The organism is Ventrimonas faecis (genome assembly GCF_040096075.1).
Taxonomy (GTDB): domain Bacteria; phylum Bacillota; class Clostridia; order Lachnospirales; family Lachnospiraceae; genus Brotaphodocola; species Brotaphodocola faecis.
This window is the reverse complement of sequence record NZ_JBBMFJ010000038.1, coordinates 1-16,683: the sequence shown is the minus strand read 5'-3', so window position 1 is coordinate 16,683 and position 16,683 is coordinate 1. Positions and strand designations below refer to the sequence as shown.

Below are 16,683 nucleotides of genomic sequence, written 5' to 3'. Positions count from 1 at the left end.
TCTTATTGTTTGATTCGTCCGGCTCCGGCAAGGTGCTGTTGCCAGTAAGAGCCTGTCAGGTCTGCGTAGCCAATGGGATTTCCGGCATGGTACATCCGGTTATTTCCCACATACAGCCCCACATGGGTGATGTAGGTTCCGGCGTTGTAGGTGGAGTGGAAAAAGACCAAATCCCCTGCTTTTGCTTCGGACAGGGGGATATGCTGCGTCACATTGTACTGTTCCTGTGCTGTCCGTGGCAGGGCGATTCCTGCCTTGCCATAGCACCACTGCACCAGTCCCGAACAGTCAAAGGAAGTGGAGGGGGAATCGCCCCCGTACACATACGTCCAGCCCTCATACTTTAAGGCTTCCTCCATGATAGCCTGTACCGTTTCATCATCAAACTGTGCCACGGTCAGGTATTGCGATACCAAGAGGACATAGAACATATTTCCGTAGGAATACCGCCAGCCCCCGTTTTTCTCTACCGCAACAGGGTTGGTGTAGGTGACTTTCTTTCCGCTGGATTTTTCTCTTGCGAAGCTCTCTGCCAGTTCAAAGGTGTATTTTTTCCCACGTCCTGCCACATAGTCTAGGAAACCGCCGCCGTAGTTGTAGGACTGAATCGCACTGTTTAAATCACAGCCCTTTGTTTCTGCCGCTGCGAGCAATTCCGAAAAATATTTGCAGCCCTGCTTGATGGATTCCTCTGTACTAAGGGAGTTTGGGGGAAGCCCCAGAGATTCTGAGGACTGCATAACGTCTTCCAGCGTGCCGCCGGATTCCACCTGAATGATGGCGAGCAGCACATTTAAGTATTCCTCTATGCCATATTCTCTTGCATACTTTTCCAGCATAGGCTTATGGGTGAGGACTTCCTGTGATACGCTCACGCCCCCATAGATAAGGTTTCCGCCGCTTCCTCCGTCTTCCTCATCCGAGAAGACAATCACCACCAAAAGGAGCAGGGAGAACATCATCACGAACACGCCGGAACAGGCGAAGAAAAGGTGTCTTAACTTCATGGTTTCTCCCCTTTCTTCTGTTTGGAAGCCGCTGTTACCGTTTTTGTCCACTCCTTTCTGGCGGTGGTACGCCGGATGGTAAAGTTAGATTCTTTTACCGCAGGGGTAATCCGTTTTCTTTCCGGTATCACAGGAGCCGTATCATTTTGGACAGGTCTTGCCGGACGGGGAGCAGTCGGTGTAACAGTGGGAGCCACCTTTTGTCTTTCATCTGGTTTGTCTGGGGAAGCCGGAGGGACTATCTGGCGTTCTGCCCTTACATGCGGTGTCTGTTCATGGTGGATGGAAGCAGCCTTTACCACCGGAACCGAAGACCGTTCTGCCACAGTTCCCCCATAAGAAATTTGTCCCCGTTCCCTGATGGATGGGGAAGCTGGCTGCATGGCTGGTTTTTCTGTATGAGTGGTATCTGCACGATTTCGGAAATCTTCTGTCTGCTTTGCAGTAACAGGGCGTTCATGGACAGGAGCCGCCCCTTTGGGGGATTCGGAAGCTGTCATTTGCGGCTGTTTTGCCTGTTCCAGTTCCGCCCTGCGTTCTGCAATGGTCTGTCTGCGGCTTTCTGCCTGTGCGTTCCGCTGTTCGGCTCTGGCAGTTCGGGTCTGGGTCACGCTGGAAGTAAAATCTAGTACTCCCTCTGATACCTGTGTTTTCCCGTGGTAAAGGGCGTACTTTGCATTGACAGGCAAATCCTTTGCCTGCTCCCGAAGCTGTCCGGCAGTATCGGCTATCTTATCTTTGGCATCTGCCACCGCACCTACCGCAGAGCCAGCCCGTTTCCATGCGGATTCCTTTTCCGGTGCTGCCTGCCCGTCTGGTCTGCTGTGGTCTGCCTGTGTCCGTTTGGAAGAGCCGGAGTGGGAAGCAGTTCTCTGGTCTGAGCCAGCCTGTTTCCCTGCGTGGTATGCAGCCGTTCCAGCCCCAAGAGCCGCCACAGAACGTCCTAACTTATGCTGTAAACGGTGCATATGGGCGTGCATGAGCATACGGGGTCTTCGCATGATGCGGCTCCCCATGCTTTGGGAATCCCCACTCTGTAAGGAGAACATCCCCATCAAATCCCCCAGCTTGAAATAAATTCCGGCAAAGGTCACTATCTGCAAAAACGCCGTCAGGAAGAACGGATATTCCCCAGACAGGTTGTAGAGCATGGTGGAAATACTGAACGCTACCGTGATAATCAGGGTGATTCCGGCTCTGGTAAGGATGGTATTGAACAGCTTTGTAATGGCACGTTTTGACATCCCCTCAAAAGAGGGAACCATGCTAAGGAGGAAGCTCACAGGCAGGAACATGGCGTAGATAATAAAAAGTACCTGTGAGAAAATCATTATCCCCGTGAGCAGGAATACAAAAATGGAGATACCGATATTGAACATGAACAGGAAGAAGACGGTTCCCAAGCGGTTGATGGTCTTTGTGATGGTAAGGTTGGTGTTTTCCCTGTCTTCGATTTCCTCCACTACGATTTCTTCCCTGTCCTGCCCGTTGTTTTCGTCTGGACTGGTTGAGAGCAGGCGTTCCACACGGTCAGCCCCAAGGCTTTCCACATCCGAGTTGCCGTATTGCAGCAGGAGCCACGGCTGCTTGACCTGAATGGAAAACAGGCTGTCCCGTATCAAATCCACACTGTCTTTTCCTTGACTTCCCGAGTTTGGCAGCACAATCTTTGTACCAAGGGTCAGGCTGGCATTGCTGATGTCTGCGGAAAATTCATTGATTTTCCCGATATAATCAGGAGCATAGGCGATAAAGGCAGCGGACAGCACGAACACCACCACGAAATTGACAACGGCATGGATGGCTTTTGTGGTTTCCCGTTTGATAAGCCCTGTGTAGGCAACGTAAATCCCCACCACCAGAATGAGAATCAGCAGGAACCCGATATAAAATCCCTCCGAGGACAAGCCGCCTGTGGTAACGCCTGCCAAGGTCTGCATATTTTTTCCAATGGAATCCGCCGTAGAGGAAATAAAGTCCAGCGAGTAGGCTTCTTGAATCAGATACCCCGTGGCGTTGGAAAGGTACAGGCTGATTGTCCAGATAAAATTTGTGATGGCATACAGCCCGTACATCACCTGTTTTCCGATACCGTCCAGCCAGTTCCACGGGAGCCAGTCCCATCCGCTGTCCACATAAAAATCAAGCTGGTAGTTGTCCAGAGGATATTTGCTGTATTCGTTGGCAGCGTCTACCGTATCATCCACCAGTCCGGCAGCGTGGGCGGCTGTGCCGAAGACTGCCAGCAGCAGGAGGATGAGCAGGAGTGCCAGAAGCACTTTTCCTGCTATACTCCCGATTTTTTTAAAAGAGTTTTCTCCCTTTGTCCGGCAAGGGACAAGAGCTGTCCCCTGCTGGATGGGCTTTCTTATCTTCATTCCTCCACCTCTTTTCTAACAGGCGGTCTGGTGTCAAAGGCATGGAACAGGTCTTCAAAGATAGGATGGAACTGTATCACCCCCACACGCCCGTACAAATCACTGATAAGGCACTGTCCGTTTTCCAAGTCACGGAGCCGCTTCTGGTTGTTTTCATCTTCGGAATCCACCCCGAAAAAGGCGAGGGTCTTCTTGATTTCGTTGATGTCCGTGGAGCGGAATGCAAACTTCAGGCCCAGATTGTTTTTCAGCTTTTCATCCAGCAAATCGTCCGTGTTCTGGGTGACAAAGTAAACGCCTGCGTTCATGGCACGTCCGGCACGAACCAGCTTCATGGAGAGGGTCTTGCCCTGTGCCACCTGTAAGAAGCTCCATGCTTCATCCAAATCCACAATCTTAAACACGCTGCGGTCGGTGTGGATGAAGTCGAGGGCAAAGGTGCTGATTACAATGAGCATTGCCACGGAAAGCAGCTCCATTGTGGTGTATTCTTCAAACGAGGTTTCCTTATCCGGCAGAACCAAATCCGCCACCTGAATGATATTGAGCTGCTTTTCAAGGCTGATGGACTGTGTGACATCCCCATCCGAAAAGAGCAGGTGTGCAAAGTCATAGTCCGTAAAGGATTCGATATGGTCAGCTATGCTGGTGCTGATGGTGGTTCCCTCCGCCCGAAGTTCCTCAATCACTTTGAAAAGCCCCCGTTCCTCACTGTTTGTTACTGCACGGATGGCTTTCCGAAGAACAGGGAACTTTTCCCCGTCACGGCTGGAAATGCCTGTTAAAAAGGTCAGGATGTCGATTGCCAGTGATTCGGAATCCTTTGGGTTCTCCATAATCACATAGGGGTCGAGCAAGCCCCTGTTCTGTTCCTCTGAGGTCAGGTTTACGATATTGATTTCATGGGCGATTTCCGGCAGGGTTTCTTTCCAGCGTCCCCGTTCCGCTTTCGGGTCAACAATGAGAGCCTGTGCCCCAAATAATACGGAATAATAGACAATCATGTTGTTGCTGAATGATTTTCCACCGCCGAGGGAGCCGACAAAAGCGGCAGCAAGGGCGTTGGTGACGGAGCCTTTTACCCCTTGACTGGCAAGGGCAGGCTTTAAGTAGACGTTTCTTCCTGTATCAAGGCTGTACCCGATATAAATGCCCTCCGGTTCCCCTAACATCTGGGTTGCCCCGAAGCCAAGACCAGCAAGGAAGTCACTGGTGACATACTGGATGTAATCGTTCAGATACCGTTTGCTGGCAGGGAGAAATTCCCCATGCAGCCCCAGCATATCCCCAAAGGGGCGAACCAGCTTCACGTTCAAATCGTCATAAAAATCTTTCACCTCATTGCAGCGGCGTTTCAGTTCCTCCAAGTCGGGAGCCGTCACACGCACCACATAGGACAGCTTATACATGGATTCCTTGCTCTGGTCTAAGGTGGATTCCAGCTCATTTACGCTGTCTAAAGCGTCCACCACGTTTGTACTGGTTTCACTGTCATTCTGCCATGCGTGGTTGTCCAAATCTTTCAGCTCTTTTTTCTTGTTCCGCACCGTGGAGAGGGCTTTCCGGTTTGTCACAATCTCCACATTCATAGAGGTATCAATGGGAAAAGTGAATTGCTGCTGCTGATAGTAAAAGATTTCCGAGGATGGGAAGTCCAGTTCCCCCACAATGCTGTTGATGGTAAAGTAGGCGGCATATACTGTCCCGTCTTCCTGTTCGATTTTCAGATACCGTTGGTTTTCCTCTATCAGACAACGGGTGGGTTTGATGAGGTCATAGTATTTCACCAGCGTTTCCTCCTGAAACCGTTTCTTCGGAAGATAATACTCATAATCTTCGTAGGCGGTTCCGGTCTGCCCGTATAAATGCTCAATCAGATAGCCAAAATCGTCCTTGTTAAGCCGCCGGACTTTGAAGCGGCGTGAGATTTTACTTTCCAGCAGCTTTTCCATCTTCTGAAACCGCCAGATTTCTTCATTGCTCATGGAAACAAAATCCCCCATGAGTTTGTGGTTGACTTCATGGAGGAAATCGGAAACGGCGGTCTTTGCTTCCCTGCGAAACTGCTTCATGGTGACTTCCTGCTCATTGACAAGCAGCTTGAAGCCGATAAAAAAGCGGTAGTCCACCTGATTTTCCCCTATCATGGAAATCAGGGCTTCGGTCTGTGCGTCAATCTTTGCACAGGCAATATCTTTTAACTTGCCTGTTACTTCCTGTTTGGAGCGTTCCTGTGCTGCCCGTATGCTGGATTCGGTGCTGATTTGCAGGGCGTGAATCTTCCCGTCCCTGTTCTGGGCGATAAGCTGCCGGAACGAATCGTGTACCTGATATTTCTGTTCAGGGCTTAAAAAGGAATAGTTGTAGGGAAGCAGCTCATAGTAAGCAAAGCACTCCCCGTCATGGTTGAACACAAGATTATTTTCGATATACTTAATCGGATATGCCATAAATATCACTCCTTACTGCCGTGATGGGCTGTGCCGGATATTCCTTTTCCAGCTTCACGGGCTTTCCTGCATAGGTCAGTTTCGGGCGTACCAGATATGCCAGTACGGATTTCAGGAAGCCGTAAGGCTTCTTCCCGTCAAAGGTCTTCTGGCACATGAACCAAGTGAGGGCAAAGGGTACGCCGAAGTATTTTAAAAATGCCCCGTCAATGAACGAAAGGGGCGGGAGGTTCCCCAAGAGCATAACTGCAAACACCGATACTACGAACCACGCCATCTGTGTGAACGTGATGGGGAATGGCAGCTTAAAATCATTGATGGAATAGAGTACCTTTTCCACCGACCAGATACTGGTATAGCTTCGTATTTTCTTCATGTTGTCCGTCCTTTCTAAAAGATGGGGACAGCAAAAGAGCCGCCCCTGAATAAAAAATCCGCCTGTATTTCCTGAAAGAGATACAGACGGGTCTACCGTATGATTTCATATACGCCGTGGTTCGTGACAACAAAGGTTCCCTCCAATTCCATGTCACGCCCATAGGCGGCGTAGTCGATATAGTTTTGTAAGTGTGCCGGAAGTTCTCCAAGTTGTCCGCTTTCTTCCAGATAGCAGCGAGCCACATCCGCCATATCGTCACAGCCGGAATGGCAGATAATATCGTCTTCATGCTCACAGAGTTCTTCGATACTGCCAAAATAGGATTGCAGCTCTGATAGTTCCTCCTGAATGTACTCCGGTAAGTCCTCCACCATTTCACACAGGCGGTTGACTTCCTCAATGGGGGTATATTCGTCAATCTCAAAAGGCAGCTCATAATCATGGATGGCGTATTCCTCATACTCATCATTCAAGCCGATACGTTCCTTGACTTCCTCAAAATCCACAGGCGGCGTGAACCATGCCCCTACCAGTTCGCCCTCATTGTATTTGCCTAAGTTGGCAATGTAAATCCGCATTTCTTCCATAGTGTCACCTTCATTCTCTGTCATGCTTCTTTTGGGGAGTTACGCTCCCCAAGCCCCTAGTGGACTTCCGCCATGAAGCAATCAGAGCTTGCTCCATAACGGAAGTGTAACAAGGGTTTCCTATGCACCGATAATCTTATTGAACAGTTCCAGTAAGATGTCCTTTACACCGTCCGCATTGAAGACCAGACCGACCGCTACAAGGGACACCACCAGAAAACCGATAAGTTTGGAAAATTCCCTCTTAAATCCGAGGTACAGTCCAATCACCACGATTGCCAGCAGCACAAGGGACTGGGCGTTGGATAAAAACCAGTTATAAAGATTCTGTCCGAAATTCATAAAAGCTCCTTTCTTTCCTGTAAGAGTTCTTAGGTTCCAAGATTGCCGCCGTTAAAGCACCACCTCCTTTGCAGCGGCGGCTTGCTGCTTCAGGATTTTTTCGTGTTTCTCCGTCAGCTTTGCGTGGGTGATGATGTCATGGACAATCTGGGTGTGGTTCATCTTATCCAGACGGAGAGCCAGCTTTAACGTGGGGGCTACCTGATGGGAGAGCCAGTGCAGGGTACGTTCAAAGGAATAGGGTTCCGGTTTGGTTGTCAGTTTCAGGATTCCTCTGTGTTCTCCAATGAACCACGCCCATTCCTCATTGATACGCCAGTCAGAACGGGGCTTCGTATCGTCCCTATCCACGAACCGGACATAACGGTTGATGATTTGAAAGGCTGTCCGTTCTGGATTGTCATGTTCTAACAGGTCACGGATGGCGTAAAAGGCACGCTCATTTTTCAGCCGGATTTCAAAACGGTTCTTTACCTCTGCGTCTTCAATGGGAATATCATGCTTTTTGTACTGCTCATAGTCTTTTTCGTAAATGCAGAAGTACACCTCACTTTGGAGGGAGCCGATATACAGGGTGTTCCCCATACATTCTTTTTCCTCACGCCGTACCAGTTCGCCGCTGCGGTAGCTTTTGAAGCTGCGGAAGACCGAGATACATTCCTCATTCCGGCACTTCTCTGTCAGATGGGGAATGTTCAGGATTCCCGTTTTGTCATTGATGGCGAGGTCAAGCCGCTTCATCACGCCGTCCTCCATGAGAACGTCCATGAAAAACTCATACCAGCTCCGTTCCTGTGCCAGCAGATAGCTTTCAAACTGGCGGCAGCCACGCCCTTTCAGTTCCAGCAGCACCCCTTTTTCCAGTTCCGGCGATACCAAAACGAAAATATCCCCAAGATAGTAATGTTCTGTGTAAGAGTAGAAGCCGTAGTCTTCATGGATAAAGTAGGGAAGCCTTAGCCGAAGCACGTCTTCCACGATATGCTTCACATCCGTAGTGGGAAAACGAATCCGCACATAATCAAAGAGCATTTCAAGGGGAGTGTCTGGATTGAAGCGTTCCAGAGCTTCCGTGATGGCTTCCTGTAATGCTTCGGACGGGTGAGCCTTGCCCGTTTCAATATCGCTCAGGTACGGACGTGTGATTCCGGCAGCTAACGCAAGTTTCTGTTGTGAGATACCATAAATTTCCCGTTTTTCTTTGATGTCCCGTACCCATGTTTCTTCATTCAGTGAAAATCCCTCCTGTCTAAAAAAGCGTATGTCAACTTTCAGAGCCTTGTTGACACACGCCGGATATGGGGAAAATCCCTTGTGTACCGTGGGATTTTGCCCTGTTGTTTGGTTGTTGCCTGTCGATTTGTACCCCTCTGTTAGATACGAGGGGTTTATGCTGGCGTGCCTTGCGGCACACCAGCCACAGCAGGTCAGTCCGTTTCTGCGGCTTTCGCTTCGCACGCCGCCTGCACTCCCTGCCTGCTGTCTGTCAGTTTTTTTATTTCTTTGAGGAAATCGTGTCCTTTTGGGACAAGGGGCGTGTAAAACTCCGAGATAACGCTGGTTCCCACATCCACATAGCCACGCCCTTTTATCTGCTTGAGGAAGAAGTCCTTTGTGGTTTCCCCGAACATCATTCCATAACCCATTTCCGACATCCGCCCCAGAGCTACACGGAAATTAAACTGGTCACGGATTCCGTCCCCCAGATACTTTGCGTCCGGACGCTGGCAGGCGAGAATCAGGAAGAAACCAGCCTGCCGCCCAAGCATAACGATTTGCTTTAATTTGTTGAGGACAGCGGCGTTTTCCTTTGTGCCGAGCATTTCCATAAATGCTACATATTCATCAAAGATAAGGAAATTTGCAGGAAGCCCCAAGTAAGCGTAGTTTTCCCCTGTCCGGTAATTCTCCATGAGCTTCATGTCTTCGCTGCGTTTCATCATTTCTTCATAGAAACGGTCAATGCAGGCGAGCATATCTTCCTTTTTGTAGTACACATCCGGCATAACCGCCTGTAAATCCGCAAGGTCGGCGTTCTTCGGGTCTAACACGGACAGGACGGCGTTGGTGCGGAGCAGGGCTTCAATGAGGGTCAGGATAAAGTAGGTCTTTCCGCCGCCGGTTCCTCCGGCAATGAGCATATGGGGGAGCTTGTCATACTCCCACCAGACATTTTCCATGAGCCGGAGCCTGCCGTCCTTTGCCTGTACGTCCTCAATGGAGATACGGCCTCCAATGGTATCATAGAGCAGGGTGTACTCCACGTAGGAATCCTTTAATTCTTTATCCGTCAGCTCACAGTACAAGCCGCTTTCCAGCTTTTTCTCCAAGTTTAAGAGCTGTTCCTGATATTTACCCAAGGTGATTTCCACACGGATATGGAGCAAACCCTGTTTCATCCGGTAATAGATTTTTGGAAAGTAAGTGATGGTTTCCTTGGAACGGCTGGAAGACAAGTCCTTGAAAAAAGCGTCCTCCTTTCTCTGCTCCGATTCATACCACTTGTTTTCCAACACCATCCTTGCCAGCTTTTGGCGGTGGATGAGTTGCTTTACTTCATCCCTGCGGTATCGCCAGAACAGAAGAACTGCTGTAAGGCACACCAGCCCTGCCACGCCCATGCTGAATAACAGGTAAGGGATATTTACATCCTGTACTATCTGGGAGAGGGACACTTCCTGCCAGTCGGTTCCGGCAATTTGCCGGATATGAAACAGCAGGACAACCAGCAGGAAGACAGGGAACAGGGCGGCAAGGGCAGTATGGAACACAAGGTCTTTATCCGTGGGGCGGATACGTTTTCCACGGGGGAAAAGCTGCTTCATGGGAACAATCCTCCTTTCGCTTTTCTCTTATTTAGCTGCTATTTTACAGGGGGAACGTCTTTCTTCGGTGTCTGGGGATTCATGGCAGCCCCTTTTTTCAGGACAATATCCTCTGCTTTGATGTACCAGTCCACCTCTGCTCCCTGAAAGGTAGCCGTTGCCACGGTATCTGCCACTGGATTGATAAGTTCCACCTCTGCGTTGTAATCGAACTCCTTTAACGGCACGCTGGCAGGGATAGAAACCTGAATCATACGCCCCTGTCCTCTGGATTTTAAGTCATAGGTACGCTCCTTGATTTCTTCTGATACCGAGCCGTCTTCATTCTGGAGGTGAACCTCACGGCGGAGGGCAGAAAATTTCAATGCCCCGAATGTTGCTTCCTTGTCAATCACGATTCCGTTTGCTAATCTCATAGTCTGATGTCCTCCTTTTCCTTATGCTTTTACCATATCGTCAGCGTGTAAAATGTAGTTGGTAAAGCCCCTTGTGCCGATTTTATAGCCCTCTGCGGTGATACGGGGATTGACGAGCTTCACACGTTCCTCAAAGTCAAAATGTTTTTCTCCGGCTTCGGCAGGGAGGATAACCACAATATCATCCGCCCTCTGTACGTCTGAATAAAGGTTGAAGCTTCGGGAGAGTACCGCCATGCGTCCGTTGATTCTTCTCTGTTCTGTTTTGTCTTCTCCGGCAAACTCCAAGTTGCCGAATGTCTTTTCCATGTTGGGGATAACGAATTTTAATTCCATATAGATGTACCTGTCCTTTCTGAAATAATATAGTTGGTTCGATAGTTTCTGTTGATGTTCCATCCGACAGCGGAGGGGAACGATTCTTCTCTGTCATACAAGACCGCCTTTCTTATTCATGTATGGTTTCTGCTATTCCTGCCATGATGTAATCAGCACACGGCAGGGCGATTGCGTTTCCAAGTGCTTTGCACCGTGCATTATCGCTAATGGGCTGTCCTAAATTTCCATATGCTGTCCACCCATCCGGTAATCCCATCAAACGCTCACACTCTACGGGTGTCAAATTTCGGAGAACTCCGTCTTTTTCTTCTCCCTCATACCAGAATGAAATCATATTGACTGCTTTTGCCAACAGAGTTGGAAAAGGTTCATCTGGTCGTCCGAAACTTGTGAGGAAAGCAGACTGATTTCCTGATTTTGCGGCACTCCGCATACGCCGTTCCTGAAAGGGGCGGATGACGGGTATTTTCCCCCTTGTTTTATCAAGAGATATTCGACTGGCTCCGGCGGTGGGCAGCCCGTAGTCTGTGCAAGGCGGAGGAAGCGGGAACATATCGCGGGGCTTAAATAGTATTTCTGCGGAACGCTGTCCTCTAAAATCTGCCACAAGGAAGATTCTTTTTCTTCGCTGAACAAGCCGGGGCTTTCCCCAATACTGGGCATCCATGAGCCGCCAGCACAGGTCAGTCTTTCCCCCTCGCACCATACCGGCGTTAGCCCATCCTCCAGTAGGAGGCATTGAAATTTCGGTATCGGAAAATGATTGCAGCACGGCTCTAAAATCCATCCGGTCATTTGAAGAAAACGCTCCCATGACGTTTTCCCAAACAGCGATAACTGGATATAACCCATTTGTAGCACACCTCATTTCTTCTATAATTCTGATAGCCTGAAAAAACAGTCCTGATTTGCTTCCGGCCAGTCCCTCACGCTTTCCGATTTTAGAAAGGTTCTGGCAGGGCGAACCGAATGTAATAATGTGAACAGGAGAGATGTTTCCTCCGTGTATCTTTGTAATATCCCCTAAATGTTCCATGTCTGGGAAGTGGCGTTTGGTTATGGCTATCGGGGATTTTTCAATCTCGCTTGCCCAAACGGGAATAATTCCATTACGGGAAGCCGCAAGAGGGAACACGCCGATTCCGTCAAACAGGCTTCCTAATTTAAGGGCACACATAGACCGCCTTTCGTTTTGCTTTTTCATGTGTTGTTTCCATTTTTCTGCTCCTTTCCAGACAATAAAAAAACACCATCAATGGAAGTCCATTCAATGGCGTTTGCTGTTGTCTGCTCATTTCTCAAGGTAAAGCAGAAAGCCCAATAGAAAAAGACGCAAATCTCAAAATGCGTCTTTTTCCATCTTCATATTCATTTTTTATAAAAGCACCGTCTGCCTGCTGTCTGCAAAGCCTTGATTTTACTGGTTTTCTACTACCATCCTTATCAAAGCCTTGCTAATACTGGCTTTTCCAGACAAAAAAAGGAACCATCTTTCGATGATTCCTTAGAGGCGACAACCAGATTTGAACTGGTGATCAGGGTGTTGCAGACCCACGCCTTACCACTTGGCTATGTCGCCATATTTAATTGCTTATCAGATCGGCTCTGATAAATGACCCCAACGAGATTCGAACTCGTGTTACCGCCGTGAAAGGGCGATGTCTTAACCGCTTGACCATGGGGCCTCTCATATAAACTTGTTTGACACATATCATCTATGTGAGCTCCCCGAGTAGGACTTGAACCTACGACAGCGCGGTTAACAGCCGCGTGCTCTACCGACTGAGCTATCGAGGAATACGCTGCTCGTTGACAGGCAACGAGGATATTATATGATATAGGTGCCTTTTTGTCAAGCGGTTTTCTTAAACTTTTTATTTTATTTTTTTTAGGCAATTTTCCCCGTTTTTGCAGATAGAGAAAGCACCGGACAGTCTTTCTGTATGACTCACTCCCGGTGCCTTTCCCTGTCATTCTCTTGTTATAGTTCCCGCTTTATCCTTATCGTATGCCTTTTAAACTTACTTTTCCAGGCTCTTCCATCGGAAGTTCGGAACTACATCGCTCCATTTACTGATTCCGATCAATGCCTTGTATTTCTCAGTTGTTTCCAGCGTAGAGGCCTTGTTATCAATATTTTTGTATACAAGCCAGGACGGTTTCTGCATGGTTGCTACAATGTCGTTCGGCTTGCTGCTATCGCAGTGCCACAGACCGAATGCCTGGGATGCTGCCATCTCGGACGGCGCATCGACCTGACGGCTCATGATAAAGGCATCGATATACGGGTTGCTGTCTGCAATGTAATATGCATAGGCAATGGCCGCTGCCTGCAGATCTTCCGTGGTTCCGCGGGTTGCGCTGGTAGAAGTGAATCCCTGTTCGGAAAGAATCACATGGCGAACCTCACCGGAACGGGTGCGGAACTGAGCCTGCTGCAGATAATCAGTCAGGACATTTAAATTCAGCATATTCACCACCGGCGATGAAGCATCATCCGTGATCAGCCCGGTCTCCCGGTCATTCCAGAACTCCGGCTCTGTCAGCGGAATGGAATACGGATGATATGCCAGCCCCCAGTCCATGGAACCGCCCGGAATCATCTTATTATTGAAGGCATCCAGCAGATCCTTTGCATTGTATTTCAGGCTTCCGTCCGCCTCATGATTCCAGTTGTAGTCGGTAGAGAAAAATACCCGGCTACTCTGACTGGTGCTGCGGATTGCCGTATAGAACACGCGGAATGCCCGCTGATATTCATTGATATAAGTATCCAGACTCATCGGTCCCATGTAGTTCCACAGCTGATTATTGATCTCATTGCCAATGACCCAGTTGGAAACTCTGCCATAAGGAGAGGATTTACTTCCATAACGATCCGCCAGAAATGCTGCGATGGCCCGCAGGGACTCATAGCCCTCTTCTGTAGCCACATGGAATCCATAATAATTCGCAACCGATGCAGGCTGCTTCGTCACACCCGGATAATAAAGCTGAGGCGTGCTGTCATTCCATCCATTTAAAATAACTGCCGTCACTGTCATATCTTTCTCAGACATTCGTTTGATGGTATCGTCATACACAGCCAGCACATCTTTATTAAAATGATAGGTCTTGCCATCGTACTCATAGTCGATGCCGCTTCCCAGAATGTGATTGAACGGGATGTTCACAATTACATGATTTACACCAAGAGAAAACGCATCAGACAACATAGCCGGTGTTGTCTGGATCAGAAGTCCCTTCTTGGTCTGGGCCGTCTTATAAACATCGGTATATTTCGCAACGCTTTCCGGATTCGTCACATATGCCTCGTTGCTGACAACAGTGTATTCACTGCCATCGTAAACCGCAACCACAAAGCTGGAATACAGCCGGTCATCCTGCGTTCCATGGTTGAGCGGGAGCTGGAACGAAAGCTCATCGCCCTTCGTGATCCACGCTGCATAGTCCGTCCTGCCCTTTAAATCCCGCTGGTACGGTTTCATTTCAAACAGGTACAGGTAATTATCATAATATGCCAGATCTGAGAAACTGCCTTCCACCTGTCCCTTGATCGTAACCTGATTTCCACCAGTCACCTCGCAGCTCGTGATATGTGCAAATTCCGTTGGTGCAGGTTTTGCCGTTTCCTGCCCGGCAGCCGCCGGTGTTTCATCTGCCATGGCTTTCACGTTTCCTGCCCCGGCAAATACTGCCGCCATACAGCACAGGGAAATGCAATACTTCCATATTTTCTTCAAACTTTCTGCCTCCAATCTCTGTCAGTCCATTTCCTGATTGCGCAATGCACAAACAGGAACAATTTCACTTCCCTATCATAGCACGGAATCCTTTTGGTTCAAGTAGGTTTTCTCTTACATTGACTTAAGATTTTCTTGCAGAATTATATGTTTTACATTTACGCCACAGCACTGCTGACAGAAAAACTGCAATGTAATCCGTCAATGCCTGCCCGTAAATGACACCGTTCAATCCTCCAAGCGCATTCAAAATAAACAGCAGCGGAATCAGGAGCAATCCCTGACGCAATACAGAAAGCAGAGTTGCCCAAAATGCCTTGCCCACGGACTGCATACAGTTCATATTCATAAAAAGGATTCCAATAACCGGCCCGGAAAGCATGTAGGCAATCAGCATCTTCACACCATAATAAATCACCTCTTCATCCTGAATGAAAAGTCCTATGATCGGTCTGCGGAACACAAAAAAGAGCAGGGTAGCCAGAACACCAATGATTACGCAGCACTTTCTGGTATAGGCTGCGATTTTCTGAAAACGCTCCCGATCTCCTGATCCAAAATTGTATCCCAAAAGTGGCTGCACACCGTTAGCAAGTCCCATCTGCAGAAATGTAATGAACATATTGGCCTTAAACACAATTCCAATAGCTGCCACCGGGGCGTTGCCGTATGCCACTAAAATCTGATTCAGTACTATGGTAGAAACACTCATCAGTGTAGAGAAAATTGCAGTCGGCAGACCGCAGGAGCAGATGCCGCTGAAAATTCCATCTCTACAGGTAAAATACTTCAGGGAAATAGAAAAATTGCTGCTCTTCTTTATAAAATACCAGAGATAATAAATGCTTGCCAGAATATTGCCCAGAGTCGTAGCAACTGCCGCACCAGCCGCTCCCAGATGAAAGCCGCTGATCAGAACCGGATCCAGAACAATATTTGCGATGGTTCCGATCATGCTGCCGATCATGGCTTCCCTGCTGGCACCTTCCGCACGGACTACAAAGCTTGCTGATGCAGACCAGATGATAAACGGCGCACCATAAGAAATATGGAACACATATCCTTTCGCAAACGCATAGGTCTCCTTATTCGCGCCAAACACGGTCAGAATGGGCTGCATAAAACCAAGTAATGCACCCGCAAACAAAATACCGACCGCCAGAGAAGCATAAGTGATAAAAGCTGATACCTGCCTCATCCGCTTCTGATCCTGCCCGCCAAGGGCTATGGATGCAACCGCACTGCCGCCCATGCCAAACATATTGGCAAACGCCATAAATAAAATGAAAATCGGGTTTGTCAGACTGACTGCCGCAACCTGCAGCGGATCTCCGGTCTGACCCACGAAAAAGGTGTCCGCCATATTATAAACAACGGTAACCAGACTGCTGATGACACTTGGAATTGCCATAGTTGCTACTGCTTTGGAAATTTTCATCCGGCCCATCAGTTCATGATCTTTTGTATTCATTGTCCGATACTCCTGTCTTTTTTGAATCCTGCTCCAGATTGCAAAGCATTTTTCCGGCAATCCGCATAAATTCTTTCTGTTCTTCCGCGCTGATTCCCTGAAGAAGACAGCTTTCTGTTTCCTCCACTTCCGCACGGATCCGGTCCTTTACCGCCAGCGCCTTCTCTGTAAAAACAATTTTTTTATACCGGCCATCCCACTCATCGGATACCCGCAAAATCAGCTCTTTCTGTTCCAGCGCATTTAACATTTCCGTTATCGTAGATGGACGCAGGCCAAATTCCCGCTCCAGATCTTTCTGATATACAGGATGAATCGTGGATTCCACCAGAATATAATTTAACAGTTTTCCCTGTGCGCTTCCAATTCCCAATTCCATGTGGACTGCCTGGGACCGGCTTCTCAAGCGGTTGGAAATGCAGTTGATGATCTTTCCTGTTTCCATTGTTTCTTTCGAACTCCTTTTCAATTATTTCGGTTCCTAAGTATTTTAGGAGTATTTTATCCGGAAGTCAATGAAACTTCAAATATTGAACTATGTCGGGAACAGACACAGCGTACATCTAGGTTTTATGTTTCATTTATCGTATAACGCAAAAAGAGACCGGAATCTCTTCCAGTCTCTCATCTATATACCCTCAAAACCACATATTGAATTTCATCCGTTTCTTACCTAAACCGTCTTGGTTAAGCCCTCGACCTATTAGTGACAGTCAGCTGCATGTGTTACCACACTTCCACCTCTG

14 protein-coding genes and 3 tRNA genes are annotated in these 16,683 nt (G+C 48.5%); all 17 read right to left on the bottom strand.

Annotated elements, in window-relative coordinates; translation table 11 throughout:
* Positions 1-2: 2 nt before the first annotated feature.
* Positions 3-1,007 carry a bifunctional lytic transglycosylase/C40 family peptidase gene (locus tag WMO41_RS14285; RefSeq protein ID WP_058965467.1) on the bottom strand — a complete coding sequence of 335 codons (1,005 nt, stop codon included), beginning with the start codon at positions 1,005-1,007 and terminating at the stop codon, positions 3-5.
* Positions 1,004-3,385 carry a CD3337/EF1877 family mobilome membrane protein gene (locus WMO41_RS14280; protein ID WP_077138576.1) on the bottom strand — a complete coding sequence of 794 codons (2,382 nt, stop codon included), beginning with the start codon at positions 3,383-3,385 and terminating at the stop codon, positions 1,004-1,006. The genes WMO41_RS14285 and WMO41_RS14280 overlap by 4 nt, the downstream gene beginning before the upstream one ends.
* Positions 3,382-5,835, bottom strand: a complete 2,454-nt coding sequence (gene tcpF / locus WMO41_RS14275; RefSeq protein ID WP_058965468.1) for a conjugal transfer ATPase TcpF — start codon at positions 5,833-5,835, stop codon at positions 3,382-3,384. Before tcpF ends, WMO41_RS14280 begins: the two co-directional genes overlap by 4 nt.
* Positions 5,819-6,211, bottom strand: coding sequence for a conjugal transfer protein (locus WMO41_RS14270; RefSeq protein WP_005427021.1), 393 nt, complete (start codon positions 6,209-6,211; stop codon positions 5,819-5,821). Before WMO41_RS14270 ends, tcpF begins: the two co-directional genes overlap by 17 nt.
* Positions 6,212-6,303: 92 nt before the next feature.
* Positions 6,304-6,801: an antirestriction protein ArdA gene (locus tag WMO41_RS14265; RefSeq protein WP_117498076.1), complete on the bottom strand. Its 498-nt coding sequence runs from the start codon at positions 6,799-6,801 to the stop codon at positions 6,304-6,306.
* Positions 6,802-6,921: 120 nt separating this feature from the next.
* On the bottom strand, positions 6,922-7,143 hold the full coding sequence (locus WMO41_RS14260; protein WP_002570387.1) for a hypothetical protein: 222 nt from the start codon (positions 7,141-7,143) through the stop codon (positions 6,922-6,924).
* 51 nt (positions 7,144-7,194) lie between these two features.
* The gene (gene mobT / locus WMO41_RS14255; RefSeq protein ID WP_058965968.1) at positions 7,195-8,418 is read right to left on the bottom strand and encodes a MobT family relaxase; all 1,224 of its coding nucleotides are present in this window, start codon (positions 8,416-8,418) and stop codon (positions 7,195-7,197) included.
* Positions 8,419-8,570: 152 nt separating this feature from the next.
* The gene (locus WMO41_RS14250) at positions 8,571-9,968 is read right to left on the bottom strand and encodes an FtsK/SpoIIIE domain-containing protein (RefSeq protein ID WP_058965469.1); all 1,398 of its coding nucleotides are present in this window, start codon (positions 9,966-9,968) and stop codon (positions 8,571-8,573) included.
* 38 nt (positions 9,969-10,006) lie between these two features.
* The gene (locus tag WMO41_RS14245; protein WP_058965470.1) at positions 10,007-10,384 is read right to left on the bottom strand and encodes a YdcP family protein; all 378 of its coding nucleotides are present in this window, start codon (positions 10,382-10,384) and stop codon (positions 10,007-10,009) included.
* 21 nt (positions 10,385-10,405) lie between these two features.
* Positions 10,406-10,720 carry a YdcP family protein gene (locus tag WMO41_RS14240; protein ID WP_002578441.1) on the bottom strand — a complete coding sequence of 105 codons (315 nt, stop codon included), beginning with the start codon at positions 10,718-10,720 and terminating at the stop codon, positions 10,406-10,408.
* A gap of 112 nt (positions 10,721-10,832) precedes the next feature.
* On the bottom strand, positions 10,833-11,927 hold the full coding sequence (locus WMO41_RS14235) for a DNA cytosine methyltransferase (protein ID WP_227359797.1): 1,095 nt from the start codon (positions 11,925-11,927) through the stop codon (positions 10,833-10,835).
* A 304-nt stretch (positions 11,928-12,231) separates the two neighbouring features.
* Positions 12,232-12,302, bottom strand: a tRNA-Cys gene (locus WMO41_RS14230).
* 34 nt (positions 12,303-12,336) lie between these two features.
* A tRNA-Glu gene (locus WMO41_RS14225) sits at positions 12,337-12,408 on the bottom strand.
* 39 nt (positions 12,409-12,447) lie between these two features.
* Positions 12,448-12,520, bottom strand: a tRNA-Asn gene (locus WMO41_RS14220).
* A gap of 224 nt (positions 12,521-12,744) precedes the next feature.
* Positions 12,745-14,427: a DUF5722 domain-containing protein gene (locus WMO41_RS14215; protein WP_494338475.1), complete on the bottom strand. Its 1,683-nt coding sequence runs from the start codon at positions 14,425-14,427 to the stop codon at positions 12,745-12,747.
* A gap of 163 nt (positions 14,428-14,590) precedes the next feature.
* Positions 14,591-15,937, bottom strand: a complete 1,347-nt coding sequence (locus WMO41_RS14210) for an MATE family efflux transporter (protein WP_349230332.1) — start codon at positions 15,935-15,937, stop codon at positions 14,591-14,593.
* Positions 15,918-16,382 carry a MarR family winged helix-turn-helix transcriptional regulator gene (locus tag WMO41_RS14205; protein ID WP_349230331.1) on the bottom strand — a complete coding sequence of 155 codons (465 nt, stop codon included), beginning with the start codon at positions 16,380-16,382 and terminating at the stop codon, positions 15,918-15,920. Before WMO41_RS14205 ends, WMO41_RS14210 begins: the two co-directional genes overlap by 20 nt.
* Between the last annotated feature and the right edge of the window lie 301 nt (positions 16,383-16,683).

Bases quoted from the DNA above. Each gene is read 5' to 3' on its own strand.
- WMO41_RS14235 (WP_227359797.1), bottom strand. From the start codon at position 11,927: ATGAAAAAGCAAAACGAAAGGCGGTCTATGTGTGCCCTTAAATTAGGA.
- WMO41_RS14270 (WP_005427021.1), bottom strand. From the start codon at position 6,211: ATGAAGAAAATACGAAGCTATACCAGTATCTGGTCGGTGGAAAAGGTA.
- WMO41_RS14250 (WP_058965469.1), bottom strand. From the start codon at position 9,968: ATGAAGCAGCTTTTCCCCCGTGGAAAACGTATCCGCCCCACGGATAAA.
- WMO41_RS14285 (WP_058965467.1), bottom strand. From the start codon at position 1,007: ATGAAGTTAAGACACCTTTTCTTCGCCTGTTCCGGCGTGTTCGTGATG.
- WMO41_RS14215 (WP_494338475.1), bottom strand. From the start codon at position 14,427: ATGGCGGCAGTATTTGCCGGGGCAGGAAACGTGAAAGCCATGGCAGAT.
- tcpF (WP_058965468.1), bottom strand. From the start codon at position 5,835: ATGGCATATCCGATTAAGTATATCGAAAATAATCTTGTGTTCAACCAT.
- WMO41_RS14280 (WP_077138576.1), bottom strand. From the start codon at position 3,385: ATGAAGATAAGAAAGCCCATCCAGCAGGGGACAGCTCTTGTCCCTTGC.
- WMO41_RS14260 (WP_002570387.1), bottom strand. From the start codon at position 7,143: ATGAATTTCGGACAGAATCTTTATAACTGGTTTTTATCCAACGCCCAG.
- WMO41_RS14240 (WP_002578441.1), bottom strand. From the start codon at position 10,720: ATGGAATTAAAATTCGTTATCCCCAACATGGAAAAGACATTCGGCAAC.
- WMO41_RS14245 (WP_058965470.1), bottom strand. From the start codon at position 10,384: ATGAGATTAGCAAACGGAATCGTGATTGACAAGGAAGCAACATTCGGG.
- WMO41_RS14210 (WP_349230332.1), bottom strand. From the start codon at position 15,937: ATGAATACAAAAGATCATGAACTGATGGGCCGGATGAAAATTTCCAAA.
- WMO41_RS14205 (WP_349230331.1), bottom strand. From the start codon at position 16,382: ATGGAAACAGGAAAGATCATCAACTGCATTTCCAACCGCTTGAGAAGC.
- WMO41_RS14265 (WP_117498076.1), bottom strand. From the start codon at position 6,801: ATGGAAGAAATGCGGATTTACATTGCCAACTTAGGCAAATACAATGAG.